General features: G+C 62.1%; 25 protein-coding genes. 14 read left to right on the top strand and 11 right to left on the bottom strand.

Going from position 1 to position 23072, the window contains the following annotated elements:
• Positions 1 to 13 precede the first annotated feature (13 nt).
• Positions 14 to 1060, top strand: coding sequence for a polysaccharide deacetylase family protein (locus D4A92_RS12285; RefSeq protein WP_203013490.1), 1047 nt, complete (start codon positions 14 to 16; stop codon positions 1058 to 1060).
• Positions 1061 to 1073: 13 nt separating this feature from the next.
• Here D4A92_RS12285 and pdxH read toward each other — a convergent pair whose 3' ends face one another.
• Positions 1074 to 1688 (bottom strand): pyridoxamine 5'-phosphate oxidase, encoded by a 615-nt coding sequence (pdxH, locus tag D4A92_RS12280; RefSeq protein ID WP_203013487.1) that lies wholly within the window; start codon positions 1686 to 1688, stop codon positions 1074 to 1076.
• Positions 1689 to 1753: 65 nt separating this feature from the next.
• Between pdxH and D4A92_RS12275 the strand changes: the two genes are divergently transcribed.
• Both D4A92_RS12275 and D4A92_RS12270 read left to right on the top strand, forming a co-directional pair.
• Positions 1754 to 2209, top strand: coding sequence for an RT0821/Lpp0805 family surface protein (locus tag D4A92_RS12275; RefSeq protein ID WP_425958303.1), 456 nt, complete (start codon positions 1754 to 1756; stop codon positions 2207 to 2209).
• Positions 2210 to 2433: 224 nt separating this feature from the next.
• Positions 2434 to 3705, top strand: a complete 1272-nt coding sequence (locus D4A92_RS12270; protein WP_203013481.1) for a J domain-containing protein — start codon at positions 2434 to 2436, stop codon at positions 3703 to 3705.
• A gap of 33 nt (positions 3706 to 3738) precedes the next feature.
• On the opposite strand, the gene D4A92_RS12265 is transcribed toward D4A92_RS12270, so the two are convergent.
• Positions 3739 to 4521, bottom strand: a complete 783-nt coding sequence (locus D4A92_RS12265) for a DUF2243 domain-containing protein (RefSeq protein ID WP_203013478.1) — start codon at positions 4519 to 4521, stop codon at positions 3739 to 3741.
• 222 nt (positions 4522 to 4743) lie between these two features.
• Here D4A92_RS12265 and fabI point away from each other — a divergent pair, with 222 nt between their 5' ends.
• Both fabI and D4A92_RS12255 read left to right on the top strand, forming a co-directional pair.
• Positions 4744 to 5562, top strand: coding sequence for an enoyl-ACP reductase FabI (gene fabI / locus D4A92_RS12260; RefSeq protein ID WP_006726747.1), 819 nt, complete (start codon positions 4744 to 4746; stop codon positions 5560 to 5562).
• Between the two features lie 16 nt (positions 5563 to 5578).
• A complete protein-coding gene (locus tag D4A92_RS12255; RefSeq protein WP_203013475.1) occupies positions 5579 to 6169 on the top strand; it encodes a histidine phosphatase family protein in 591 nt (196 codons plus the stop codon).
• Positions 6170 to 6210: 41 nt separating this feature from the next.
• Here the strand turns inward: D4A92_RS12255 and D4A92_RS12250 are convergent, their stop codons facing one another.
• Positions 6211 to 6471 (bottom strand): DUF1344 domain-containing protein, encoded by a 261-nt coding sequence (locus tag D4A92_RS12250; RefSeq protein ID WP_203013472.1) that lies wholly within the window; start codon positions 6469 to 6471, stop codon positions 6211 to 6213.
• Positions 6472 to 6750: 279 nt separating this feature from the next.
• Here D4A92_RS12250 and D4A92_RS12245 point away from each other — a divergent pair, with 279 nt between their 5' ends.
• The 3 genes from D4A92_RS12245 to ribB all read left to right on the top strand — a co-directional run bounded on the left by D4A92_RS12245 (position 6751) and on the right by ribB (position 12186).
• Complete coding sequence (locus D4A92_RS12245; RefSeq protein ID WP_203013469.1) at positions 6751 to 9804, top strand: putative bifunctional diguanylate cyclase/phosphodiesterase; 3054 nt, start codon at positions 6751 to 6753, stop codon at positions 9802 to 9804.
• 175 nt (positions 9805 to 9979) lie between these two features.
• Positions 9980 to 11074, top strand: coding sequence for a chorismate synthase (gene aroC / locus D4A92_RS12240; RefSeq protein WP_203013466.1), 1095 nt, complete (start codon positions 9980 to 9982; stop codon positions 11072 to 11074).
• An 11-nt stretch (positions 11075 to 11085) separates the two neighbouring features.
• Positions 11086 to 12186: a 3,4-dihydroxy-2-butanone-4-phosphate synthase gene (gene ribB / locus D4A92_RS12235; protein ID WP_203013462.1), complete on the top strand. Its 1101-nt coding sequence runs from the start codon at positions 11086 to 11088 to the stop codon at positions 12184 to 12186.
• Positions 12187 to 12393: 207 nt separating this feature from the next.
• Here ribB and D4A92_RS12230 read toward each other — a convergent pair whose 3' ends face one another.
• The 4 genes from D4A92_RS12230 to D4A92_RS12215 all read right to left on the bottom strand — a co-directional run bounded on the left by D4A92_RS12230 (position 12394) and on the right by D4A92_RS12215 (position 15282).
• Positions 12394 to 13092 carry an RES family NAD+ phosphorylase gene (locus D4A92_RS12230; protein ID WP_203013459.1) on the bottom strand — a complete coding sequence of 233 codons (699 nt, stop codon included), beginning with the start codon at positions 13090 to 13092 and terminating at the stop codon, positions 12394 to 12396.
• A gap of 1 nt (position 13093) precedes the next feature.
• Positions 13094 to 13525, bottom strand: a complete 432-nt coding sequence (locus D4A92_RS12225) for an antitoxin Xre-like helix-turn-helix domain-containing protein (protein ID WP_203013456.1) — start codon at positions 13523 to 13525, stop codon at positions 13094 to 13096.
• A 118-nt stretch (positions 13526 to 13643) separates the two neighbouring features.
• Positions 13644 to 14003 (bottom strand): GNAT family N-acetyltransferase, encoded by a 360-nt coding sequence (locus tag D4A92_RS12220; protein ID WP_425958354.1) that lies wholly within the window; start codon positions 14001 to 14003, stop codon positions 13644 to 13646.
• Positions 14004 to 14094: 91 nt separating this feature from the next.
• Positions 14095 to 15282 (bottom strand): winged helix-turn-helix domain-containing protein, encoded by a 1188-nt coding sequence (locus tag D4A92_RS12215; protein ID WP_203013450.1) that lies wholly within the window; start codon positions 15280 to 15282, stop codon positions 14095 to 14097.
• 177 nt (positions 15283 to 15459) lie between these two features.
• Here D4A92_RS12215 and D4A92_RS12210 point away from each other — a divergent pair, with 177 nt between their 5' ends.
• The 5 genes from D4A92_RS12210 (at position 15460) to D4A92_RS12190 (ending at position 20686) form a co-directional block, all read left to right on the top strand.
• The gene (locus tag D4A92_RS12210) at positions 15460 to 16140 is read left to right on the top strand and encodes an energy-coupling factor ABC transporter ATP-binding protein (RefSeq protein WP_203013447.1); all 681 of its coding nucleotides are present in this window, start codon (positions 15460 to 15462) and stop codon (positions 16138 to 16140) included.
• Positions 16134 to 16739, top strand: a complete 606-nt coding sequence (locus tag D4A92_RS12205; RefSeq protein WP_203013445.1) for an energy-coupling factor transporter transmembrane component T family protein — start codon at positions 16134 to 16136, stop codon at positions 16737 to 16739. Before D4A92_RS12210 ends, D4A92_RS12205 begins: the two co-directional genes overlap by 7 nt.
• Positions 16740 to 16770: 31 nt before the next feature.
• Entirely contained in the window at positions 16771 to 17334 is a 564-nt protein-coding gene (locus D4A92_RS12200; protein ID WP_203013443.1) for a biotin transporter BioY, read from the top strand.
• A gap of 82 nt (positions 17335 to 17416) precedes the next feature.
• The gene (locus tag D4A92_RS12195; protein WP_246753932.1) at positions 17417 to 18442 is read left to right on the top strand and encodes a DUF4424 domain-containing protein; all 1026 of its coding nucleotides are present in this window, start codon (positions 17417 to 17419) and stop codon (positions 18440 to 18442) included.
• A 228-nt stretch (positions 18443 to 18670) separates the two neighbouring features.
• Positions 18671 to 20686 (top strand): methyl-accepting chemotaxis protein, encoded by a 2016-nt coding sequence (locus D4A92_RS12190; protein ID WP_203013441.1) that lies wholly within the window; start codon positions 18671 to 18673, stop codon positions 20684 to 20686.
• A 92-nt stretch (positions 20687 to 20778) separates the two neighbouring features.
• Here the strand turns inward: D4A92_RS12190 and D4A92_RS12185 are convergent, their stop codons facing one another.
• From D4A92_RS12185 to D4A92_RS12175, 3 genes are all read right to left on the bottom strand, one after another.
• Positions 20779 to 21036 (bottom strand): DUF2188 domain-containing protein, encoded by a 258-nt coding sequence (locus tag D4A92_RS12185; protein WP_054148923.1) that lies wholly within the window; start codon positions 21034 to 21036, stop codon positions 20779 to 20781.
• An 8-nt stretch (positions 21037 to 21044) separates the two neighbouring features.
• Complete coding sequence (locus D4A92_RS12180) at positions 21045 to 21452, bottom strand: hypothetical protein (RefSeq protein WP_136556160.1); 408 nt, start codon at positions 21450 to 21452, stop codon at positions 21045 to 21047.
• A gap of 147 nt (positions 21453 to 21599) precedes the next feature.
• A complete protein-coding gene (locus D4A92_RS12175; RefSeq protein ID WP_054148921.1) occupies positions 21600 to 22202 on the bottom strand; it encodes a superoxide dismutase in 603 nt (200 codons plus the stop codon).
• Between the two features lie 193 nt (positions 22203 to 22395).
• Between D4A92_RS12175 and D4A92_RS12170 the strand changes: the two genes are divergently transcribed.
• On the top strand, positions 22396 to 22725 hold the full coding sequence (locus tag D4A92_RS12170; RefSeq protein WP_203013439.1) for a hypothetical protein: 330 nt from the start codon (positions 22396 to 22398) through the stop codon (positions 22723 to 22725).
• A gap of 5 nt (positions 22726 to 22730) precedes the next feature.
• Here the strand turns inward: D4A92_RS12170 and D4A92_RS12165 are convergent, their stop codons facing one another.
• Positions 22731 to 23072, bottom strand: a complete 342-nt coding sequence (locus tag D4A92_RS12165) for a YkgJ family cysteine cluster protein (RefSeq protein WP_203013437.1) — start codon at positions 23070 to 23072, stop codon at positions 22731 to 22733.

Below are 23072 nucleotides of genomic sequence, written 5' to 3'. Positions count from 1 at the left end.
TTCAGGCAGGACTATGGCAGGACGGATCAAGCAGCAGATAAGGCGCGCGGCGATTGCGGGAGGACTGGAGGCGTCCTTTCTGTTGTCTCGGCTCGGGCTGGCGGGCGGCCTTCGAGGCTGCGGGGTAATCTTCACCCTGCATCATGTCCGGCCCGCCGATGCCAGACCGTTCCAGCCGAACCGGCATCTCGACATCACGCCCGACTTTCTCGACGCGGCGATCCAGACGCTAATCCGGCGCGGCTATCGCTTCATCCGACTGGACGAGGTGCCGGCCGCCCTTGCCGAACCCGAAGTTGGTCAGCCGTTTGCCGTCTTCACCCTCGACGACGGGTTTCGAGACAATCGCGACCATGCCCTGCCGGTCTTCGAGCGTCACGGGGTGCCTTTCACCATCTTCGTCTGCAAGGGGCTTTCGGAGCGCAGCCATACGATGTGGTGGGATACACTTGCGGCCCTGATCGGGGCCCGGCAGAGAGTGGCGCTCTGCCTGCCGGCAGGACGGATCGACATCGACTGCAGTTCGACGGCCGCCAAGCGCGCCGCATTCGATGCCGTGGCGCGCCTGCTCATGGCGGGCGACGAGGCGAAGGGGGTGGCGCAACTCGATGCGGCGGCGAATGCTGCCGGTATCAACCCGCATGCACTGGTCGCGGAAACGGTCATGGATCGGGAAGAGCTGGCTGCCCTGACCAGCAACCCGCTCGTCTCCTACGGCGCGCATACCGTGAGCCATCGCGGTCTTGCCGATCTCAACGATGAGGCATTGTTGCAGGAGTATAACGAGAGCGCCGAATATGTTGCTGGCATCACCGGTACGCGGCCCGTCACCTTCGCCTATCCTTACGGCGATGCCCGCAGCGCCACGGTTCGGACGGCTGGCTATGCAGACTGGGCGGGCTTCAAGCTGTCGGTGACCACTCGGCCGGGCACATTGACGCCGGCTTCGATGGCGAGCCCGCAGCTTCTGCCGCGGATCTCGCTGAACGGGCTCTACCAGAAGCCGCGCTATGTCGAGGCGCTGGCGTCGGGGCTGCCGTCGAAGCTTGTCGGCGGTTGAGCCCCTCCCCTGATCAGGGATACATCCGGACCTTAGACCAGCCGTCGCCGTCGCGGTGGAACTCGATGCGGTCGTGCAGACGGAACTTGCGATCATGCCAGAACTCGATCGAGCGGGGGATGATGCGGAAGCCCGACCAGTGCGGCGGACGGGGGACGTTTCCGAGCGCGTACTTGGCGGTGTATTCGGCGACCGCCTTTTCCAGAGCGAAGCGGCCTTCAAGCGGACGGGACTGCTTCGAAGCCCAGGCTCCGATCCGGCTGCCGAGCGGCCGGGACTGGTAATATTCGTCGGCCTCTTCATCGGAAACCACCTCGACTTCGCCCCTCAGGCGGATCTGGCGGCGCAGCGATTTCCAATGAAAACACATGGCTGCCTTTTTCTGGCCGAGAATTTCCTGTCCCTTCTGGCTCTCGAAATTCGTGTAGAAAACGAAACCCCTGACATCGAAACCCTTGAGCAGCACCATACGGACATTTGGCAGGCCATCCGCATCGACGGTGGCGAGCGCCACGGCATTGGGATCGTTGATCTCCGAGGCCTCGGCATCCTTCAGCCAGGTCGCGAAGAGCGCAAAGGGTTCGCTCTCTTCGGTGAAGTCACCACTTGTTAACCCGATATCTGACATATTGTTTAAAATGCTCCCGATATGCATATTGGCCGTCGATGACGAAGCACTGGATCGCAGGCCCCTTGGCAGACATAGCAAAATCGGTCGAGCGGACAAAGGGTTGGTGCATGCGTAGAAGCTCTATCTTGCTCGTCATCTCTGCGACACTTCCGCTCAGCGGTTGCTTCGGCAGCAGCATGGACCTGTTCGGCTCCGATACGGTCGATAGCTCGATCTCCACATCGACGGTCGTCAAGGGCGGCAATCCCACGAGCCGCTCCGACGAGCTTACCGTGCAGAGTGCGGTCTCTTCAGCCGATCTCACCAAGACCGAAGGCAAGCCGCTTCCCTGGGCGAATGCGACAACGGGCAGTGCCGGTGTCGTGACTGCGATCCAGGAAGAGAAGGGAAATGGCGTCATCTGCCGCAACTTCTCGACGACCCGCCATTCCTATGAAGGCATCGCCTATTTCTCCGGCAAGACATGCACGTCCGGCACCGGAAACTGGCAGCTGTTGAGCTTCGACCGCCAATCGTAAACGGCGGATCGGTTTCGGTCGCATTCGAAAGACTTGCTTAAGCAAACCGGAAGAATGAGGTCGCCCTGCCGGCCGACAGCTAACACTCGATTAGCATATGACATGCGACGGTTCCCGAGACTGTAGCGCCCGGATCTGCATGAATTCCGCAGGACGGCATAAAAGTTTCGCGGACGGGGCCCCATGAACGGACCTTTTCCGCCTGAGGTGTGTTGGTGTCCTCGATGCGTGATTTTTATTCGATCCTTGGCGTGAAGCGCGATGCCGGCTCTGACGAGATCAAGGCAGCATGGCGCACGAAGGCGAAATCCGTGCATCCCGACCAGAATCGTGACGATCCGCACGCCCACAACCGTTTCGCCGAGATTGGCCGCGCCTATGAAGTGCTCAAGGATCCGGCCAAGCGAAGCCGGTACGATCAACAGCGCATGAAGGTCGAAGCTCTGGAACGCGAACAGACGATCATGCAGCAGCGCCAGGCTGCGCGCGAGGCGGCGGAAAAAGCCAAGCAGGCCAAGATAAATGCCGAGCGCGTGCTTGAGGAGCTGGCGCGCGCCGAGGCGGAGAAGGCCAAGGCGGATGCGACCCAGGCAGCCCAAGCCGCCAAGGCGAAGGCTGCAAAGGAACAGGCCGCCGAGGCAAAGACCAAAGCCCAGGCCGAATCCGGTGAAAAGGATGCAGCCGCAGAAACGGCTACTGCGGCCGGCACCGATAAGACTTCGACTGCCGGTGCAAGCGCTGGCCCTAAATCGGGTCCAAGCGCCACCGTCGGCGGCACGGCTTCAGGCCCGGAAGAAACCGCTTCACGCATTTTCGGCGATAGCCCCGAAGCGGCAGCAGCTGCTGAAAGCCTGCGCCGCGAGCAGGAGGCCGCAGAGCTTCAGGAGGGCATTCCCCTGAAGCCGGCGGCATCGCCCCTGCTGGCGCCGATCGAGCTCTTCAGTTCGCTGGTGCGTCGCCTGCGCGGCGCCCCGCCGCCGCTGCCGGAAAAGGCACCCGATATCTTTGCTGATGCCGTGGTCGCGATTGCCGATCTGCTCGAGCAGAAATCCGTGTCGATCACACTGAACGACGGACGCGAAGTGCGCGTGCCGCTCAACGGTGTGACCGAGGGCCATGTCGTGCGCCTCAAGGGTCAGGGGCTAAAATTCCAGGGCCTTCAGCGCGGCGATGTCGCCGTGACGATCAAGGTGCTGCGCGCCGAACGCTTCGCTGTCGACCAGTTCGATATCCGCACCGTGTTGCCGATCACGCTCGAAAACGCCGTGCTGGGCTGCGAGACACAGGTCGAAGGACCTGACGGAACCATGGTGCCCGTCACGGTCCCGGCCTGGTCGAACTCGGATCAGGTCATCCGAATCGACGACCTCGGCCTTCCCAACGCCGAAGGCGGCCGTGGCGCGCTTGTCGTCGAACTGCGCGTGATGCTCTGGGAGAAGCCGGACGAGAAGGTCACCGACCTGATGCGGCTGATGCGCGAAGGGCTCTATATCTGAGCCCTTCCCTTCCTGAACATACTCATCGGATCATCAGGCTCTGACGTAGTCGAGGCAGCCGGCCGACAGGCCCGCGCCGCTGACGACCAATGCACCATGAGCATAGAGGCTGGTTGCTGACGCGCCGTCAGGCAGAGCGATCGCCCAGAGGGTGCCGGTGGCATCACTTGCCGCGAATACCCCATCAACCGCTTCGATCGCGGCCATGACTTCGGCCTCCGCCATTCCGGACCGGAAGAGGACAACTACCGGCCCCTCTGCTGCTGGTGGGAAAGCCTGCATCGTGCCGGCAGCGATGGTGATCGCGGCCAGAACGAGAGGCGCAGAGCGGAGGCCCATTCCCCTGCCCCCACTCTTGATCCAGATGCCGAGCAGGATGGGTCCGAGCCCGAAGAGACAAAGCCAGAGAATGTCCCAAAAGAGCGGCGTTTCGCTGTCCATCCGTATGCGGTGGATGCCGAGAAGCCAGTGGGACAGAACAGCGTCGACGACGTGCCAGCTGCCGAAACCGATCATTGCCCAGGCCAGCCCGAGGCGGCCTGCGCCCTCCGCTGCGATCGCCTTGCGACCCCGCCAGAGCCAGAAGATCCCGAGAGCGGCAACGCCATACATGGCGAGATGGAACATCCCATCCGTCATGACCAGAAATCGGAGATCGGCGGCGGCTTCAGGCAGGCCACTTAAGAGATGGTGCCATTGCAGGATCTGGTGCAGCAGGATGCCGTCGAAGAATCCTCCCAGCGCAAAACCGAGGGCGGCTGATCCCATGACCGCGTAGCCCGTCTTGCGCCTTGCTGTGAATATCTCGTCCATCATCGTGCCCTCCGTCATGACGAGCCCAACAGCAAGAGCGACAGAGGGTTCCCAATTCCGAGACCGGCAAAGAGGCAGCACGGTGCTTCATCGCTGATTTATGAGGGAATTTTGAAGTACACAGGCAATGTCCCCCGTTCGCACCATCGATGATCTGGTTCAATCTTGAACCCCGGATCGGCCTATGCCATAGGCTCCCCAACGAAAGTCTCAAAGGATCCCGATATGGTTCAAGGTTCCGGCCTCATGGCAGGCAAGCGCGGCGTCATCATGGGTGTCGCCAACAATCGCTCCATCGCCTGGGGTATCGCCAAGGCCTGCCGCGACCAGGGCGCCGAGATTGCGCTGACCTGGCAGGGCGATGCCCTGAAGAAGCGCGTCGAGCCGCTCGCCCAGGAACTGGATGCCTTCCTCGCCGGCGACTGCGATGTCACCAATCTCGAGAGCATCGACGCCGTCTTCAACAATATCGAAGCCAAGTGGGGCAAGATCGACTTCGTCGTGCATGCCATCGCCTTCTCCGACAAGGACGAGCTGACGGGCCGCTACATCGAGACGACGCGCGACAACTTTGCCCGGACCATGGACATCTCGGTCTATTCGTTCACCGCCGTCGCGGCGCGTGCGGAAAAGATCATGAACGACGGCGGTTCGCTGCTGACGCTCACCTATTACGGTGCCGAAAAGGTCATGCCGCACTACAACGTGATGGGCGTGGCGAAGGCTGCACTCGAGGCGTCCGTGCGCTATCTCGCCGTCGACATGGGCGGTCGCGGCATCCGCGTCAACGCCATCTCGGCCGGCCCGATCAAGACGCTTGCGGCTTCCGGCATCGGCGACTTCCGCTACATCCTCAAGTGGAACGAGTATCATTCGCCGCTGAAGCGCAACGTCACGACCGACGAGGTCGGCAAGTCGGGCATGTATCTCTTGTCCGACCTCTCGACCGGCGTTTCCGGCGAAGTGCACCATGTCGACTGCGGTTATCACACGGTTGGCATGAAGTCGGTCGACGCGCCCGACATCGTTCTCGGCAAAGACTGAATTCGGAGACTACGCCGTGCTCATCTACATGATCCGCCACGGCCAGACCGATTGGAATGCCGAGGGCCGGATGCAAGGCCAGAAGGATATCGGCCTCAACGACACCGGCCGCCAGCAGGCCACTGAAAACGGGCGCAAGCTCGGTGAAATCCTCGGTCGCCGCGCCGGGGATTTCGACTTTGTGAGCTCCCCGCTCGGACGCACGCGCGACACGATGGAACGGGTGCGTGGCGCCATGGGTCTGCCGCCGGGCGACTACCGGCTCGACGATCGGTTGAAGGAGCTCTCCTTCGGCGATTGGGAGGGCTCGACACTGCCGGAACTGGCACAACGCGCGCCAGAGCGGGTCGAAGAACGGGCGCGCCAGAAGTGGGGGTTCATACCGCCCGGCGACGATGCGGAAAGCTATGAGATCCTGTCCTGGCGGATTGGCGCTTGGCTGACCTCTGTCGAGCAGCAGACCGTCTGCGTCAGCCATGGTGGCGTCATCCGCAGCTGCTTCCGGCTGATTGGCAATGTCAGTGAGGACGAAGCCTGCGAGATGAACATTCCGCAGGACCGGATCCTGAAGATCGATCGCGACCGGAAACTGATAGGCTGGATCTGAGGTCCCGAACGGGCCGCCGTCTTCGGGCAGCCCCGCGCTTTCTACTGGAGAACTTCCAGATCATCGACGACGCGCTTGCCATCCACCTCGGTGTAGAAGACGATGACCTTCTGGCCCGGCTCCAGACCCTCGAAGTTGAATTCCGAGGGAACGGCATAGGTCTTGCCGTCATCCAGGACGAGGCTCATGCCGTCGACGTTCACATCACGAATGGTGGCTTCCACATCGGCGCTGCCGGCATAGACGCTGACCGGTGACAGGAAGCCCGCGGTGGCGAGAAGCAGGGATATAACGATACGCATGCAAACCACCCTCGACCAAATCACTGCTGAAACCGACTGCAAACTAGCCTCCTGAATGTGGCGGAATTCGCCCCTGACAATGTCATTTCGGGGGATAGTGGACCCGAAGGGCAACCGGGATCAAGCGCGTTCGCCGCTGTCCCCCGACAAACTATGGGCTCAAGGTCTTTCGTGCGTCCGATAAACAGCGAAACGATAAAAAAACCTGCCCCTGACGAAATCCTAAATTAACCGCAGACCCATAGGCTTAGCGCAATCGGGGTCAAGGGAAGCTTACACTTGCGCAAGTTGACGATGGACGCGCGTGCCGACAGGCGACTGAGCAACGGCATGCTCTGGCTGATCGGTGCTGCAGTGCTGAGCGTGCTCATCGTGTCCGCCGGGCTGATGATCGACCGCCAGACCGCGCTGACCGAGAAGGGCCGCATCGAGCACGGCATACTGGATCGCCTCCTGCGGGTGCAGTCGGACATCAAGACCCATCTGGATCACGACATCAATCTTGCGTTGTCTTTGGCGGACGACATCGCCGATGACGGCATGTTGTCTCCGTTGGAGTTCAATCGGACTGTAAACCGCCTGATCGTCGACAACCCTCAGTTTGATAGTATTCGCCTCGCCACGCTCGACGATCCCGCTCGCATGGCCTTCACCCCGAAAGTCACCAGGGATTCGCGCACCATCAGCATCGATATTCCGGTGCCGCCCGTTTCGTGGCAGTCGAGCGCGGCATGGATCGCCCTCGTCGTCGAGATCAATGCGGACCGCTTCTTCGATCACTATGAACTGCTGACGGAAGTGGACCTGCCGGACCATGACGGTCACGACCATACCAAGGTCGCCATCGTCATGCCCTCCGCCGATGGAACCGATGAAGTCTTCGGTGACGAGACGATTTTCGATGATAACCCGGTCACCGCCACGTCTGCCGACGAACATCTGAGCTACACTCTGTATGGCGTGCCGGCAGAGGGCTGGAATGCCGCCATGAACAGGCTCTTGCCGAGCCGCCTCCTGGTACTCGCCGGCGTCGTCGCGATGACCAGCTCCGTGCTGCTTGCCCTTTTCCTGCTGCGCGAGCGCAACCTGAACATCAAGCGTTTGCGGGGTCGCGAACAGCGGCTGCTCGAACTGTCGCAGCGGTTTCAGCTCGCGCTGGAGACGTCCAATATCGGCATCTGGGAGATCGACGCCTCGACCCATGCGCTGATCTGGGACAGTCGCAGTGCCGGCCTGCATGGCCTGCCCAACAGCCTCACGGATGAGGAAGACCGACTGGCGGACTGGTTCGCATCGCTGCATGCCGATGATATCGGTCGCGCCGAACAGCTCTATTTCGACGCCGTCGTCGCCGCGACCGCCGATCAATGGGACATCAGCTACCGCGTTCCGCTGTCCGACGACAGTTTCCGCTATCTGCGCTCGGTGGGTGCCCGCACCAGCGATGGCAGCATTACCGGCATCGTCTGCGACGTGACGACCGATACGCTGGTCACCCAATCGCTGAGCCGCGCCAAGGAGAACAGCGACATCAAGAATGCCGAGCTGGAGCTTGCTCTCGAGGAACTTTCCAGCCGCGAGCACCAGCTGGCAGAAGCCTCGCAGCGCCTGGATCTGGCGCTCGGCTCCTACAATTGCGGCACCTGGGAGGGCGATCCGGTGACACGGAGCGCGATCTGGGACGAGCGCATGCACCAGCTCTACGGGATCCCCTACAGTGACAAGCCTGTGACCGAGCATCTCTGGCTGTCTCGCCTGCATGCCGACGATCGCGGAGAAATCCAGCTCGCCACCAAGCGGGCCGCGACGCTGGATCAGACGCTCAACACGACTCAGCGCGTCGTCCTTCAAAACGGTGAGACCCGCTACATCCGCTCGGTCGGCCAGCCGCATATCGGGCGCGACGGCAAGAAGAAGCTGATCGGCATTGCCTTTGACGTCACGGCCGACGCGCTGCTTGCCGAACAGCTGCGCAATGCCAAGGCGGAAGCCGACATGCGCAACATCGAGCTGGAGCTTGCCAAGAACCGGATCGAGTTCAACGCCCTGCACGATCCACTGACCTCGCTCGCCAATCGCCGCAAGCTCGATCTCGAGCTGGACACGCTAGTGCGCAACGGCGACCGTCTATCGTCCAAATTCGCGATCCTGCATCTCGACCTCGACCGCTTCAAGGAAATCAACGACACGCTTGGACATGCGGCGGGTGATGCCATGCTGGTACATGCGTCGCGCATCCTGATGAAACATGTCCCGCGCGGTGATTTGGTCGCTCGTATCGGCGGCGATGAATTCGTGGTCCTGGCACGGCGGCAGACTTCGGTCGACGAGCTCGCGACGCTCGCCAACAAGATCATCGACGAGATGCGCCAGCCGCTCGACTTCGAAGGTTTCGATTGCCGCTGCGGCGTCTCGATCGGGATCGCGCAATCGCATGGCGCGGCACCCGACCCGCGTAAGGTGCTGATCAACGCCGACATCGCGCTCTACCAAGCCAAGGAAAAGGGCCGGAACTGCTACGAGTTCTTCACCCCGGACCTGCAGGCCAACATCGTCGCCAAGAAACGCATGGCCGACGACATGCTGGCCGGTCTCGACCGCGACGAGTTCATCGTCTGGTACCAGCCGCAATTCGAGGCCTCCAGCATGCAGCTCTGTGGCGCGGAAGCCCTGATCCGCTGGCGCCATCCGGACCGCGGCATCCTTGCCTCCGGCAACTTCCTGAAGGTCGCCGAAGACCTGAACGTGATGGCACGCATCGACGAACTCGTGCTGCAGACCGCGCTCAAGGACCAGATGCGCTGGACGGCGCTTGGCATGCAGGTGCCTCGCATTTCGGTCAACGTATCGTCCAAGCGCCTGCATGACGACAACCTGATCGACCAGTTGAAAGGCCTTGCCATTGCGCCCGGTTCGATTTGTTTCGAATTGGTGGAGTCGATCTTCCTTGACGATAGCGACACGTTTGCCTCCGAGAATATCGAGAGGATCAAGGCGCTCGGCATCGACATCGAAATCGACGATTTCGGTACCGGCCATACCTCGATCGTCTCGCTCCTGAAGCTCAAGCCGAAACGGCTGAAGATTGACCGCCAGCTGGTCATGCCGGTCACCGTGCAGCCACAGGAACGAAGCCTCGTGCGCAATATCGTCGAGATCGCCCGCTCGCTCGGCATCGAGACCGTTGCCGAAGGCGTCGAAACGCAGGAACATGCGGGCATCCTGCGGCAGCTCGGCTGCGACTACCTGCAGGGTTACGCCTTCGCCAAACCGCTCTCCTTCGAGGATTTCACCCGCTTCGTCGACCGCCTGCCGCAGCGCAAGGCGTCTTGAGCCGGCGCATGGGCGGATCACAGACGCTTCGGTGACACTGTGTCGTCGCAAATCGGCGGCGCGCGGCGCAAAAGCGCTTCACAGAAATTGTCAATTTGCTCTATGAGTGACGCCATCCAAGGCAGGGCCCGCCGGAAGACGTTCCGGAAGGCGAGAATGGGACGGTAGCATACGCATGTCGCACAATACCTTCGGTCATCTCTTCCGCGTCACCACCTGGGGCGAAAGCCACGGGCCGGCGCTCGGCGCTGTTGTCGACGGCTGCCCTCCGGGTGTCCGCTTCGCCCAGGAGGATCTGCAGGTCTTCATGGACAAGCGCAAACCCGGCCAGTCGCGCTTCGTCACCCAGCGGCGCGAAGACGATATCGTGAAAGTGCTCTCCGGCGTTATGCCGCAGGAAGACGGAACGATGATCACGACCGGCACGCCGGTCTCGCTGTTCATCGAGAATACCGACCAGCGCTCGAAGGATTACGGCGAGATCGCCAAGCGTTATCGCCCCGGCCATGCCGATTATACCTATGATCTGAAATACGGGATCCGCGACTATCGTGGCGGTGGGCGCTCTTCCGCCCGCGAGACGGCCGCCCGCGTGGCAGCCGGTGCGCTGGCCCGCCTTGCCATGCCCGGCGTTACCATTCGTGGCGCGCTGGTGCAGATCGGCACGCACAAGATTAACCGCGAGAACTGGGACTGGGCGCAGGTCGAACAGAACCCGTTCTTCTGCCCTGATGCCGCGATGGTTCCCGTCTTCGAGGAGTATCTCGACAGCATTCGCAAGGCAGGCTCCTCTGTCGGAGCCGTGATCGAAGTCATCGCCGAAGGCGTGCCGGCCGGCATTGGCGCACCCGTCTATGGCAAGCTCGATCAGGAGATTGCAGCCGGCCTGATGTCGATCAATGCGGTCAAGGGCGTCGAGGTCGGGAACGGTTTCCAGGCGGCCGAAATCACCGGTGAGGAGAACGCCGACGAGATGCGGATCGGGGCGGACGGCAAGCCCGTCTTCCTGTCGAACCATGCCGGCGGCGTGCTTGGCGGCATTTCGACCGGCGAGCCGATCGTCGCGCGCTTCGCCATCAAGCCGACTTCGTCGATCCTGACCGAGAAGCGCTCGATCGATGCCGATGGCAATGAAGTCGATGTGCGCACCAAGGGCCGCCACGACCCCTGCGTCGGCATCCGCGCCGTGCCCGTCGGCGAGGCGATGCTCGCCTGCACCATTCTCGACCATATCCTGAGAGACCGCGGCCAGAACGGCCGGACCAGATAAGGACTTGTCCCATGAGCTATGACCAGAAGCGCGTCGTCGAGGCGATCCGCGCCTTCGAAGCCGGCGAAATCGTCGTCGTCACCGACGATGACGGCCGCGAGAACGAAGGGGACCTGATCGTTGCCGCCGTTCACTGCACCGCCGACAAGATGGCCTTCATCGTGCGCCACACCTCGGGCATCGTCTGCACGCCAATGCCGAAGGAAGAGGCCAAGCGCCTGAACCTCTCGGCCATGGTGGCGGAGAACGACAGCGCCCATACAACCGCTTTCACCGTCTCCGTCGACTTCAAGCATGGCACGACAACAGGCATTTCGGCGGACGACCGGACGCTGACGGTGCGCAACCTCGCCAACCCGAATGTCGGCCCTTCCGATTTCGTTCGCCCAGGCCATATCTTCCCGCTGGTCGCCCGCGAAGGCGGAGTTCTGATGCGGTCAGGGCATACAGAAGCTGCCGTCGACCTCTGCAAGCTCGCGGGCCTGCCGCCGATCGGCGTCATCTGCGAACTCGTCAATGACGACGGCAGCGTGACGCGTGGCCAGCAGGTTGCCGATTTCGCCGTCAAGCATCGCTTGAAGCAGGTGTCGGTCGCCGACCTCATCGCCTATCGCCAGCGCAAGGAGACGCTGATCCAGCTCGTCTCCAAGTTCGATCTGCAGACCCCCTATGGTCCGGCCAAAGCCTATGCCTATTCCCTGCCCTGGGATCCGATGCAGCATCTCGCCGTCGTCTTCGGCGACATCCGGGACGGCGAAGACATTCCGGTTCGCCTGCATCTGGAGCATGTCGGCAAGGACGTGTTTGGGACGGATCGTCAGATCGACGGAATCATGAAGCGGATCGCCGAAAAGGGCCGTGGCGTCATCGTCTATCTACGCGAGGGATCCGTCGGCGTCGGCGTCTCGACGACGGCGCGCAGCGGCAAACACGAGCGCGAGGACCATTCCGAAGCGCAGGCGCGCGAGAGCGAGTGGCTGGAAATCGGCCTCGGCGCGCAGATCCTCAAGGATCTCGGCGTCACCTCGATCCGGCTCTTCTCGTCGCGCGAGCGCCACTATGTCGGCCTCGAAGGCTTCGGGATCCGCATTGCGGCGACGGAAATCGTCTGAGGGTCTTCCCTCTCGATTGATGCCATGTGGCGGCTTACGGCCGCCTGATCACCCCACCCCGGACCTTCGGTCCGACCCTCCCCCTCAAGGGGAGGGTGGAGTGTTACCGCTAGCGCTCGCACCAAGGCTAACGGCGACCACCCACCTCCCCCTTGAGGGGGGAGGTCGACGCGCAGCGTCGGGTGGGGGTGACCCCAGTCAAAATACTCAAGTCCCGATCGGCCCTTCCACCACCGGCTCCGGCCTACCCTTCCAGCTCAGCCGCCAGACGTCCCCCTGGCGCACCGACTGGACGGCAGCGGGACGCAGGATGGCAAAGCAGGTTCCGCTATCATGGCGGACCGACGGGTAGACGATGCCGTTCAAGCCTGCGCGCCTCGCTTCGAATGCCAGGCGGTTGCCCTCGGGGTAGCCGACTGCCTTTTCCGGCGAGAGCGACGGATGATGGGGCAACGCCCTGAGGTCGAGAAATTCTCCCGATGTGCTGCACAGCATTTCCGCATAATCGGCGACCGCTTCAAAGACGCCCGTCCGCGACAGGAATTCCGTCATGTGAAAAGCGATTTCCGCGAGGCAGGTCTCGACGCCGAGTGCTGCATACCAGGCGCCGCGCGTCTCGCCGTTGAAGCGATTGGGCTCGCGGGGCTTGGCATAGGCGAAGCTCGCATTGATGAAATGGGCATGCGGCACATCGTAGACGAGCTCGTTGGCAGCCAGCCCGGAAATGCCCGTCGACTGGGCCTGGATGCGGGTCGACGTGGCTGCCTCGATTTCGGCGAGTTCGGCAAGTTCATCGGCAGTATCGGCGAGCGGCGCGAGCACCGCCTGCCGCAAGCGTGCGGTAGAGACGAGACGCACGGTCTTCGGATAGGCAAGCGTGCTCACCGGAACGCCGGCGACGTCCAAGTCAGAGACCCCCGCGCACGGCGTCGAGATAGCGGCGCACCTCGAGCATATGCGGGATGCCGCCTTCGATCATGGCAGCAACGGGCGTGCGGCGATCAAAAAGCGGCCCGGTGTTTTCCAGCATCGGCCAGCGATCGGCCATGGCATCGACGAACAGCAGATGCAGGGCCTTGTAGATGCCGGTGAGCGCCGATATCCGGGTCATCTGGTCCTGGCTCAGGGTTTTCGTCACGCTCTCAGGCTTCAACCGCTCCCAGGTGCTGAGCGAGACACCGAGCAGCGCCGCCGCCTGCTGGCTGGTCAGGTCCCAATGCATGACCAAGCGGCGGAAGGCTTTCAGCGCAGTTGTCGAAAGACGTTTCCGATCGGCCTCGATCGAGAAGCCCTGAGGCGGGACGGAAGCCGCAGGAGAGGTCTGAACAGGAAGCAGCACGTTAGATCACTCCTTCAAATGACAATAATAATATAACTCATTTGAAGGTGTTTTCAAGTCGATGGCAACGCTGGGGCCCACGGAGTGGACATTGTGCAACGCCGGTGGCCGCTCGCCCTTAAACCACTCGTCGCGCCATGCCGACCGAGCCCGGTGCCGTCTCGTCGAAGCCGAACTGGCTGTAGAGACGGTTGGCGGGCACGTCGGCGATCAGGCTGACATAGGCGGTCTTGGGCAGCGTGGCGATGAAGTCGGAGAGTGCCGCCATGATCCATTTGGCGAGGCCCCTGCCCTGATGCGCGGGCAGGATGGCGATGTCGGTCACCTGGAAGAAGCAGCCGCCATCGCCGATGATGCGGCCCATGCCGACGGTCTCGTCGCCCAGCATCAGGCTCACGCCAAAGATCGAGTTCGGCAGGCCCTTTTCAGCGGCTTCGCGCGCAAAAGGCGTGAGGCCCGATTCGAGGCGAAGACGCATGTAGTCGTCGATGGCGGGCATACGAGGTTCGATGCGGTAGGCGCTGTTGTCGGTCACGTCGGATCTTTCTGTCTGTGGTGATTGTGTTTGTTCAGCCGAGCCAACCGGGCTGCAAGCGCACGGCCTCCATGCCGGCAAAGCGGGCGATACGCTGGAGTTCGGCTTCCAGCTTGTCGAGGCGGCCGGCCGTGGGCTTCACGCCCGCCTCCAGCCACAAGCGGCGCACGTCGAGAACGCCCTCTTTGCGCTCGGCCTTCATGTCGATGCGGCCGATCAGGCGATCGCCCTCGAGCAGCGGAAAGACGTAATAGCCGTATTTCCGCTTCGGCTCGGGCACGAAGACCTCGATGCGATAGAAGAAACCGAAAAGGCGTTCGGTGCGGTTCCGGTCGCGGATCAAGGGATCGAAGGGCGAGAGCACACGGATGCGTGCCGGCGGCTCAGGGGCGTCGAGGAGCGATGCCATCGTGTCGGCGAAGGCGAAGGAAGCGCGAGGTTTGCCATCAACGGTTTCGAGCGCAAGTTCCTGCAGTTCGTCGCGGTGGGCGATGACCCAGGCCTTGGCCTCGTCTGGCGTGACGATATCGAAGAAGGCGGCGATTTCACCCGAGGTGGCGAAGCCGAGGCGGGTGAGTGCCGCCCGGCAGGCCCAGTCGACGAAGGTGTCGTGGTCTACTTCTGCGGAGTGATGTTCGGCGGGGATGACCCGCTCGGAGAGGTCATAGACCTTCTGAAAACCTTCGCGGCGGGCAATCGACAGTTTGCCGGTATGCCACAGAAATTCCAGCGCCGTCTTCGAAGGATGCCAGTTCCACCAGCCACCGGACTTGTGGTCCTCAGCCTTCACATCGCGGGCCATGACCGGACCGCGGTCACGGATGCGGGCATAGGTTTCTTCGAAGGCCTGGTCGAAGCCTTCCCCCTGCCATTTCGCCCAGTTTTGCCGGATACGCTCTTCGCGGCGGACGAAGCGGTGCTTCCAATAGGGAAAGAAGGCTGAAGGGATGACCGAGGCATCATGGGTCCAGTGCTCGAAAAGCGAGCGGTCATTTTCGAGGAGATGCTGCAGATCCTTTGGCCGATAAGTCTGGTTGCGCGAGAAGAGGATCTGGTGATGGGCGCGCTCGACCCACTGAATGCTGTCGACCTGAACGAAACCGAGTTCGTGGATCAGGTCGTAAAGCCCCTGACGCCCGAGCGCCCTGCTCGGCGAGCGCGACAGGCCCTGCCGTTCAAGGAAGATTTTTCGCGCAAGCGTGTTGGGGACGGGAATCGTCATGACTGAGAGGCTAGGACATGTTCGCGGTTTGTTCAATGGCGGAAACTTGTAGGGGGCCACGATCTGCAACCTTGGCCGGACAAGGATCCACATAGCGCATCGATTGCTTCACAGCAGAGGCTGGAAGCCCGGGCTCCAGCGGTCTATAGGAACGGATCTTTCAGGAGAGCCCTCACCTTGCACATCCGTTTCGACCAGGCCGAGTTGCGCTTCGGCGACCGAGTTGCTCTCTCGCCGCTTTCGCTGTCGCTCGTCGAGACGCGTATCGGCGTGATCGGGCTTAATGGTTCGGGCAAGACGAGTTTCGCGCGGCTGATCGGGGGGCTTGCCAAGCCGTCATCCGGCACGGTGACGCTGGATGGGCTGGATACGGTTGCCGACGAGAAGGCGGCCCGGGCAAAGACGGGGTTCATCTTCCAGAACCCGGGCCATCAGATCATTTTGCCTGTCATTCGCGAGGATATCGCGCTCGGGCCGAAATCGAGGGGGATGGCCGCTCACGAGGTGGATCGACTGGTGGATGAGGTCCTTGCCCGGTTCGGGATCAGCGATCTCGCGGCAAGGCGGCCCCACGAGCTATCCGGAGGGGAGCTACAGCTTGCAGCGCTGGCGGCCGTCTGCGTCAACCGTCCTGACGTGGTGATCTTCGACGAACCGACCAATCAGCTGGACCTTAGAAACCGGGCGCGGGTGAAGTCGGCGATTGAGGGGTTGGGCGAACAGGCCGTGGTCATCAGCCACGACCTCGATCTGGTGGCGGATTTTTCCCGCGTGCTGGTCTTCCACGAAGGGGCGCTCGTCTTTGACGGAGAGGCTATCGAAGCAATCGCCCGCTACCGGGAGATCGCCGGATGCTGACGAGCCTGCATGTGGAGGGGCAAAGCCTCCTGCATCGCATCCCGGTCAAGCCGAAGCTTGTTGGGCTGATGGCTTTCGGGCTGGGGCTCTATCTTGTCGATCAACCGTTCGCCCTGACCTTTGCCATGATCGCGACCGGCACTCTCTATCTGTCGACCGGTGTCGGCCTGTCGGAAGGATTTCGGCGGTTGAAGCCGGTGCTGTTCACGATTGCCTTTCTCGCTTTGGTCAATCTGCTGCTTCTGTCGCCTCACGAGGCCCTCGTGATCACGCTCAGGCTCGTTGCGATCCTGTTGCTCGCGGCTGCCGTTACGGCTTCCACCACCATTGCCGACTTCATGGCCGCCGTCACCGATCTTGCCCGACCACTCGAGCAGCTGGGGTTAATGAAGGCGGCCGATCTGGGCCTTGCCCTTGGGCTCGTGCTCCGTTTCGTGCCGGAAATCGCGGTGCGTTATGATGCGCTGAAAGAAGCCCATGCGGCGCGCGGCATTCCGGTGAAGCTCTCGCGCATGCTCGGGCCGCTCATCATTTCGACGTTGAAGGATGCCGATCGGATCGCCGAAGCGATTGACGCCCGGGGAATTCGAGGTCACTAAAAAGCCTCCAAGTTTACCGGGGACCCGTTCCATGACCACCAGAGACCTCGTGCTCGCCGCCCTCTTCACCGCGATCATCATCGTGCTCGGCTTCATCCCGCCGGTGCCAATCCCGCTACTGCCGGTACCGATCACGGCGCAGTCCATGGGCGTCATGCTCGCCGGCTGCATCATCGGGGCGAAACGCGGTGCCGCCGCCTATGCGCTGCTGGTCGTGCTCGTCGCCGTCGGCCTTCCCGTCCTCTCGGGTGGTCGTGGCGGCCTCCACGTGCTGATGGGACCGACGGGCGGCTATATCTTCGGCTGGATCATCGGCGCCTTCGTCACCGGTTTCCTTGCGGAAAAGCTCGTGCGCGAGGGCCAGTCGGCCGTCCGGCAGATGACCGGCTTCTTTGTCGCCAGCGTCGTCGGCGGCATCGGTGTCGTCTATCTCTGCGGCATGCCGTGGCTGTCGCTCGTGGCCGGCACGCCCTTCGACAAAGTCGTCCTCGGCTCGCTCGCCTTCATCCCGGGCGACCTGGTCAAGGCTGCGATCGCCACGCTTGCGGCACGCGCCGTGCTCGTCGGCTATCCGCTGCTGCCGGCCCGCGCATAACACCCAGAAAGCGTCGTTCAAGAATCGAAATGCCACCGCTAAGGTGGCATTTTCCGTTCTGGGTTCTGGGGGATTTCGAACCGTGACCACCGCGCCGAAACTGATGCTCGCCTGCGCTCTGCAGGCCCTCGCCACCACTACAGTCCTGGCAAATGATTCCATGGCAACGCTCGAGGCCGGAGGCCTAGTCTTCACGCGCAGCGAAGAGATCACCATGGCGCGGGAAGATCTCTACATTTCGCCGGAGAAGGTGGAGGTGAAATATCTCTACCGCAATACCAGCGACAAGCCGGTCAGCACCATCGTCGCCTTCCCCATGCCGAAGATCGGCGGCCCGATCGAGATCATGTCGGCGGTGCCGGACGAGCAGAGCGACAATTTCATGGACTTCTCCGTGGTCCAGGACGGCGAGGAGATCGAGCCAAACCTGCAACAGCGCGTGCTCGTTCGCGGCATCGACTTTACCGCGGATGTCGAAGAGCAGGAGATCCCGCTTCAGCCCCTCCTCAAGGAGACAACGGAAGCGCTGAAGACGTTGGAGCCCGACGTGATCAAGGATTGGCTGTCGAAGGGACTGATCGTCGATATCAACTACGGCACCGGTGGTGAGGCTGCTCCGGAATATGCGCCCGTCTGGGAACTCGAATCCATCTATTGGTGGGAGACGACCTTCCCGGCCGGCGCCGACGTTGAAGTCGAACACAGTTATCGCCCGAGTGTCGGCGGGAGCGCCGGCCTTGTCTTCATGTGGGACGGCAAACCATCGGATGCCTATGCCGAATACCAGCAGCGTTATTGCATCGACGACGCATTCCTCAATGCGGCGATCAAGCTGGAGAAGAAGCAGAACCCGGATGCCGGGATCTACTATTTCGAGCAGTGGCTGTCCTACATTCTGACCACCGGCAACAACTGGTATGGTCCGATCGGCGACTTCCGCCTCACCGTCGACAAGCTGAACCCGGAATCCATCGTCAGTTTCTGCGGGCAAGGCGTGAAGAAGACCGGCCCGACGACATTCGAGATGCGCGCCAAGGACTTCTATCCCGAACGCGACCTCAACATCCTTCTCGTCGTGTCGAACAAGGTGGCGATGCAGGCTCCGTGAAATGGTGGCAAATTCCACCAAATTCGGCGACTGCGGTCATTCGGCCATGTCTTGGTAACGGCTTGTAAAATCGTTTCCGACAGGATTGCCAGCGATCGATCGTTTCCGGTGTCCCCCTGAGCACTCCATGATGGAGGCGCAAACGCCCGAACGGATCATGTCACCGCTGCATCTGGACGCCGGCCTTCCGGCTGTCCCGCCGTTTTCGCGCGCCCGAAAGTCATGATCATGTTCCTCAAAAACCTTTCGCTCAGCAAAAAGCTGATCCTCACCTTTTGCACCATCATGGCCGGATGTTTCCTGGCCTCCGTCGTCGTTTTTGTGCAGGCCTATACGGCCAAGTCCGCGCTGGTCGACCAGGACCGTGCCCAGCGCATCGTCAATCTCGTCGATGCCGCAAAGACCGCCATGGCCGAGCAGGCTGCCAACGAGCGCGGCTACCTGCTGTTCGGCAGCGAAAGCACGCTTGCTGCGGTGACGACCGAGCGTCAGGCCCTTGATGCAGCGATCACCGAAGCGAAAACGCTGGCGGCAAGCGACAATGCGCTCGTCGCCCGGCTTGATGCCATGCGGGCCGCTGCCGAAACCTATGCAAAACAGATCGCCGATCCGCAGATCGCCGCCCGTAAGGCAGGCCAGACATCGATCGAAGACATTGCGGCGATCGGCAAGTCGGACGCCGCCGGTGCGCTCGACACCTTTCGTGCTGCTGCCGCCGATATCAAGAGCCTGCTGTCAGCGGAGACAGCTGCCACTCGCGCCCGTCTCGACGCGGCGCATTTCGCCCTCGAACTGGCATTGACCCTCGGTGCAGCCGTCGCCGGCGTCTTTGCGGTCGGCCTGATCTGGCTGCTCGCACGATCGATCGTCACGCCGATCACCGGCATGACCGATGCCATGGCCCGTCTCGCTTCCGGCGACCACGCCGTCGAAGTGCCGGCCGTCGACCGTGGTGACGAAGTTGGCCGCATGGCGAAAGCCGTGCTGGTGTTCAAGGATGCCGCAATCGAAAGCGCGCGCATGTCCGACGAGCGCCGCACGATGCGCGAACAGGTCGAGGCGGACCGTCAGAAAGCCGAGGCCGAGAAGACCCGCGAGGCGGAAGAAGTGCGCTTCGCGATGACCGAACTCGCCAAGGGCCTCTCGGCACTCTCGGAAGGGGATGTGGTGTTCCGGCTCGAAAAGCCCTTCGCAGCCCATCTCGATAGTCTGCGTGGCAACTTCAACGAGTCTCTCGAGAAGCTGCATGCGGCGCTGAGAACCGTGGGCGCCAACGCCCATGCGATACATGCCGGTGCAGCCGAAATTCGCGCCTCTGCAGACGACCTAGCCCGTCGCACCGAACAGCAGGCAGCGTCTGTCGAAGAAACGGCCGCTGCCGTCGAGCAGGTCACCAAGACCGTGCGCGACACGGCCAAACGCGCCGAAGATGTCGGTCAGCTCGTCGACAGCACGCGTTCCGGTGCCGAACGCTCCGGTGAGGTTGTCCGGAACGCCGTTCAGGCGATGACAGAGATCGAGCAGTCGTCGCAGTCGATCTCCAGCATCATCGGCGTGATCGAAGACATCGCCTTCCAGACCAATCTCCTGGCACTGAATGCCGGCGTCGAGGCGGCCCGTGCCGGCGAGGCCGGCAAGGGTTTTGCCGTCGTCGCCCAGGAAGTGCGGGAACTCGCGCAACGTTCGGCCAATGCCGCCAAGGAGATCAAGTCGCTGATTTCTCGTTCGACCGCGCAGGTCGGCAATGGCGTGGCGCTGGTCGGCGAGACCGGCACGGAACTCGAAAAGATCGTCAGCGCCGTTCAGGAGATCAGCCACCATGTCGGCGCGATCGTCACTGCGGCGCGCGAACAGTCCACCGGACTGCAAGAGATCAACCTCGCCGTCACCGCGATGGACCAGGGCACGCAGCAGAATGCGGCCATGGTCGAAGAGCAGACTGCTGCCTCCCATACACTTGCGGCGGAGGCGGATTCGCTCAACACGCTGCTCGCCCAGTTCCGTCTGGGTCAGGGCGCATCAGCGGCCGCGCCTATCCGGACGCAGCACCGCGCAACAGCGCCTGCGAATGAGATGCCTGCACCCGCTGCTCGGCCGGCACCGCGCCAGCCGGCTGCCGCCTCTGCCGCCCATACCCCTGCCCCGTCGCCGGCGCGCGCGCTCGCCGGAAAGCTCGGCCGCGCCTTCGGCATGAGTTCTGCGGCGCCTGCAGAACCGGCAAAGCAGGACTGGACGGAATTCTGATCGGCACGCGCCCATCACCTTGCAGCTGAATCAAGAAAGCCCGTGGCTTGCGCCACGGGCTTTCTCTTTTGCCTGGACTCAAAACAGTCAGGCTACCGGTCGTCCTCGACATCATCGACGACGTCCGTCATGGGGCGGTCCGCACCGTCCGCATGTTCATGATGCCACTCGCCCTCGGCGTCCTGCCAACTGATTTCGGCGTCGCCATCGGCAAGCTGCTGGGCGCCTGCGGCCTTTCGGGCTGCAGCCACCGCTTCGTCGTGCGTCGGAAAGGGCTCCGAATAGACGTTGCCAAGACGGTAGGCATAACCTTCGTCATGCTCCACGACGTGATAGGTGACCTTGACCATGGCTGGTCTCAGTTCCAGCGCCAGCGGCTGTCGCGGGCCGGAGGCGTGGAATTGGCAAGCAGGTAGCCGACGACACCGCCGACGATGCCGAGCGTGATCAGGCCGGCGGAGGTGGCGGCAGCCGGATGACGGCGAACCACGCCAGCGACCGTATCTGCGCCTTCGCGGGCGTAGTCTGCCACGACATGGGCCGTGCGCGAAGCACCGTTGACGACATCAGACGCGCGGTTGCGGATGTCATCGCGGTCGTAGCCCGTCACAGAAGAAGCCGCGCGGCCTGCTTCGTCCAGCGCTTCGGAGGCGCGGTTGCGCATGTTGCGGCTGCTTCGGCCTGCTTCGCGGCTGATCATGTCCTTGAGATCATTCATCTGTTCGCGCAGTTCACGAAGTTCTGCCTGGAGGTTGGAAGACGCCATGGTGATACCCTTTCCGTTGTTCGTGTTGTTGCCGAAGAAACGTTGCGAATGCCGGATGGTTCCATTTGCAGAATCTCAGAGCTCGTCAGAAACGAAAAACGCCCGGTGCGAGGCACCGGGCGTCAAAAAGCGCATTTTGCTGGACGATTACTTCGTCGCGGCTTCGTACATTTCCAGGACGTAATCCCAGTTGATCAGGCTGTCGACGAAGGCTTCGAGGTACTTCGGACGGGCATTGCGGTAGTCGATGTAGTAGGAATGTTCCCAGACGTCGACGCCGAGGATCGGGGATGCGCCGTGGATCAGCGGGCTTTCGCCGTTCGGTGTCTTGGAGATTTCGAGCTTGCCGTCCTTGACGGAGAGCCAGGCCCAGCCGGAGCCGAACTGGGTGGTGCCGGCTGCAACGAAATCGGCCTTGAACTTGTCATAGCCGCCAAGGTCGCTGTCGACTGCAGCCTGCAGCTTGCCCGGAAGCTTGTTGCCGCCGCCATCCTTCTTCATCCAGTTCCAGAAGTGGATGTGGTTGTAGTGCTGGCCGGCATTGTTGAAGAGGCCGGCATTCTTGCCATAGGACTGCTTGACGACTTCCTCGAGCGACAGGCCTTCAAGGCCCGAATCCTTCAGGAGGTTGTTGCCGTTGGTCACATAGGCCTGGTGGTGCTTGTCGTGGTGAAACTCGAGCGTTTCAGCAGACATGAACGGTGCCAGCGAGTCGTAAGCATACGGGAGGGCGGGCAATTCGAAGGCCATGTGAGATCTCCTTTTGGCAAATGGATTGCGTTTTGGCAGGTGACGGGAACATAGGTGCGGAACATCGCTCAGGCAACCTTCGCTCTTCCAAAATCGGGACTTCAAGAGAAAGAAATGTCTTCCGTTTTTGGACTTGCGCGACTTTGCGTTCCGGCCGACGCTCTGCGCCATAATGCACCCAACCGAGGTTCCCATGTTCCGTTCCCGCCCGCTTCTCGCCGCTACAGCACTTGCCTTGATCAGCCTTTCCTCACCGGCGCTCGCCTCGTCCGGCGATGCTTGGGACGCGTTTGCCAAGGATGTCGCGGCAAAATGCACTGCGCTTGCGGAAGGTAAGATCGAACAGCCGAAGGTGGTCGTCGATCCCTTTGGCACCGAGAGCTATGGCGTCGCCATCCTCACCGGCAAGGCTGTCGGAGCCGATGCGACGGTCAGCTCGATCTGCGTCTATGACAAGAAGAGTCAGAAGGCGGAAATCGGTGGCGAACTGCCGGCTGACCAAGTGGTCATCAGCATCCCCTGAGAAGGTCAGGCCTCGTAGATATCGGGCTCCGGCAGGCCGTCGATCGGGAAACCGAACTCTGCGCGGGCGATCTTGCATTCCTCATCGCCGGGCATGCAGGTGCGACAGACATGCGGGCGCACGAGATAGACCGCGCAGCCGACATGTTTGCCGACCTCGCCGGTCAGTGCTGCACAGCGTCCATTCTCGAACTTCATGCCACTCTCGTCCTTGGCGATCATTGCTTCGGGAATGGCGGCGATCTCCTCATCGCTTTCCATGGAGAAGCGTGGCCAATCGGCGGAATAGGCGCAACAGGCACCGCAGGATTGACAATCGAAGATCTCGGGTGGGGATGTCTCAAGCAT

Origin of the sequence: Rhizobium rosettiformans (genome assembly GCF_016806065.1) — a bacterium.
GTDB lineage: Bacteria > Pseudomonadota > Alphaproteobacteria > Rhizobiales > Rhizobiaceae > Allorhizobium.
Note: the sequence above shows the minus strand (reverse complement) of the source record. Positions and strands in the feature narration are given on the sequence as shown.

What these genes read in the sequence shown, in the direction of transcription:
- D4A92_RS12205 (WP_203013445.1), top strand. Translation starts at nt 16,134, where the DNA reads ATGCTGACGAGCCTGCATGTGGAGGGGCAAAGCCTCCTGCATCGCATC.
- D4A92_RS12265 (WP_203013478.1), bottom strand. Translation starts at nt 4,521, where the DNA reads ATGATGGACGAGATATTCACAGCAAGGCGCAAGACGGGCTACGCGGTC.
- D4A92_RS12165 (WP_203013437.1), bottom strand. Translation starts at nt 23,072, where the DNA reads ATGCTTGAGACATCCCCACCCGAGATCTTCGATTGTCAATCCTGCGGT.
- pdxH (WP_203013487.1), bottom strand. Translation starts at nt 1,688, where the DNA reads ATGTCAGATATCGGGTTAACAAGTGGTGACTTCACCGAAGAGAGCGAA.
- D4A92_RS12250 (WP_203013472.1), bottom strand. Translation starts at nt 6,471, where the DNA reads ATGCGTATCGTTATATCCCTGCTTCTCGCCACCGCGGGCTTCCTGTCA.
- D4A92_RS12220 (WP_425958354.1), bottom strand. Translation starts at nt 14,003, where the DNA reads ATGCGTCTTCGCCTCGAATCGGGCCTCACGCCTTTTGCGCGCGAAGCC.
- D4A92_RS12175 (WP_054148921.1), bottom strand. Translation starts at nt 22,202, where the DNA reads ATGGCCTTCGAATTGCCCGCCCTCCCGTATGCTTACGACTCGCTGGCA.
- D4A92_RS12285 (WP_203013490.1), top strand. Translation starts at nt 14, where the DNA reads ATGGCAGGACGGATCAAGCAGCAGATAAGGCGCGCGGCGATTGCGGGA.
- ribB (WP_203013462.1), top strand. Translation starts at nt 11,086, where the DNA reads ATGAGCTATGACCAGAAGCGCGTCGTCGAGGCGATCCGCGCCTTCGAA.
- D4A92_RS12200 (WP_203013443.1), top strand. Translation starts at nt 16,771, where the DNA reads ATGACCACCAGAGACCTCGTGCTCGCCGCCCTCTTCACCGCGATCATC.
- D4A92_RS12185 (WP_054148923.1), bottom strand. Translation starts at nt 21,036, where the DNA reads ATGGTCAAGGTCACCTATCACGTCGTGGAGCATGACGAAGGTTATGCC.
- fabI (WP_006726747.1), top strand. Translation starts at nt 4,744, where the DNA reads ATGGTTCAAGGTTCCGGCCTCATGGCAGGCAAGCGCGGCGTCATCATG.
- D4A92_RS12270 (WP_203013481.1), top strand. Translation starts at nt 2,434, where the DNA reads ATGCGTGATTTTTATTCGATCCTTGGCGTGAAGCGCGATGCCGGCTCT.
- aroC (WP_203013466.1), top strand. Translation starts at nt 9,980, where the DNA reads ATGTCGCACAATACCTTCGGTCATCTCTTCCGCGTCACCACCTGGGGC.
- D4A92_RS12180 (WP_136556160.1), bottom strand. Translation starts at nt 21,452, where the DNA reads ATGGCGTCTTCCAACCTCCAGGCAGAACTTCGTGAACTGCGCGAACAG.
- D4A92_RS12190 (WP_203013441.1), top strand. Translation starts at nt 18,671, where the DNA reads ATGTTCCTCAAAAACCTTTCGCTCAGCAAAAAGCTGATCCTCACCTTT.
- D4A92_RS12215 (WP_203013450.1), bottom strand. Translation starts at nt 15,282, where the DNA reads ATGACGATTCCCGTCCCCAACACGCTTGCGCGAAAAATCTTCCTTGAA.
- D4A92_RS12170 (WP_203013439.1), top strand. Translation starts at nt 22,396, where the DNA reads ATGTTCCGTTCCCGCCCGCTTCTCGCCGCTACAGCACTTGCCTTGATC.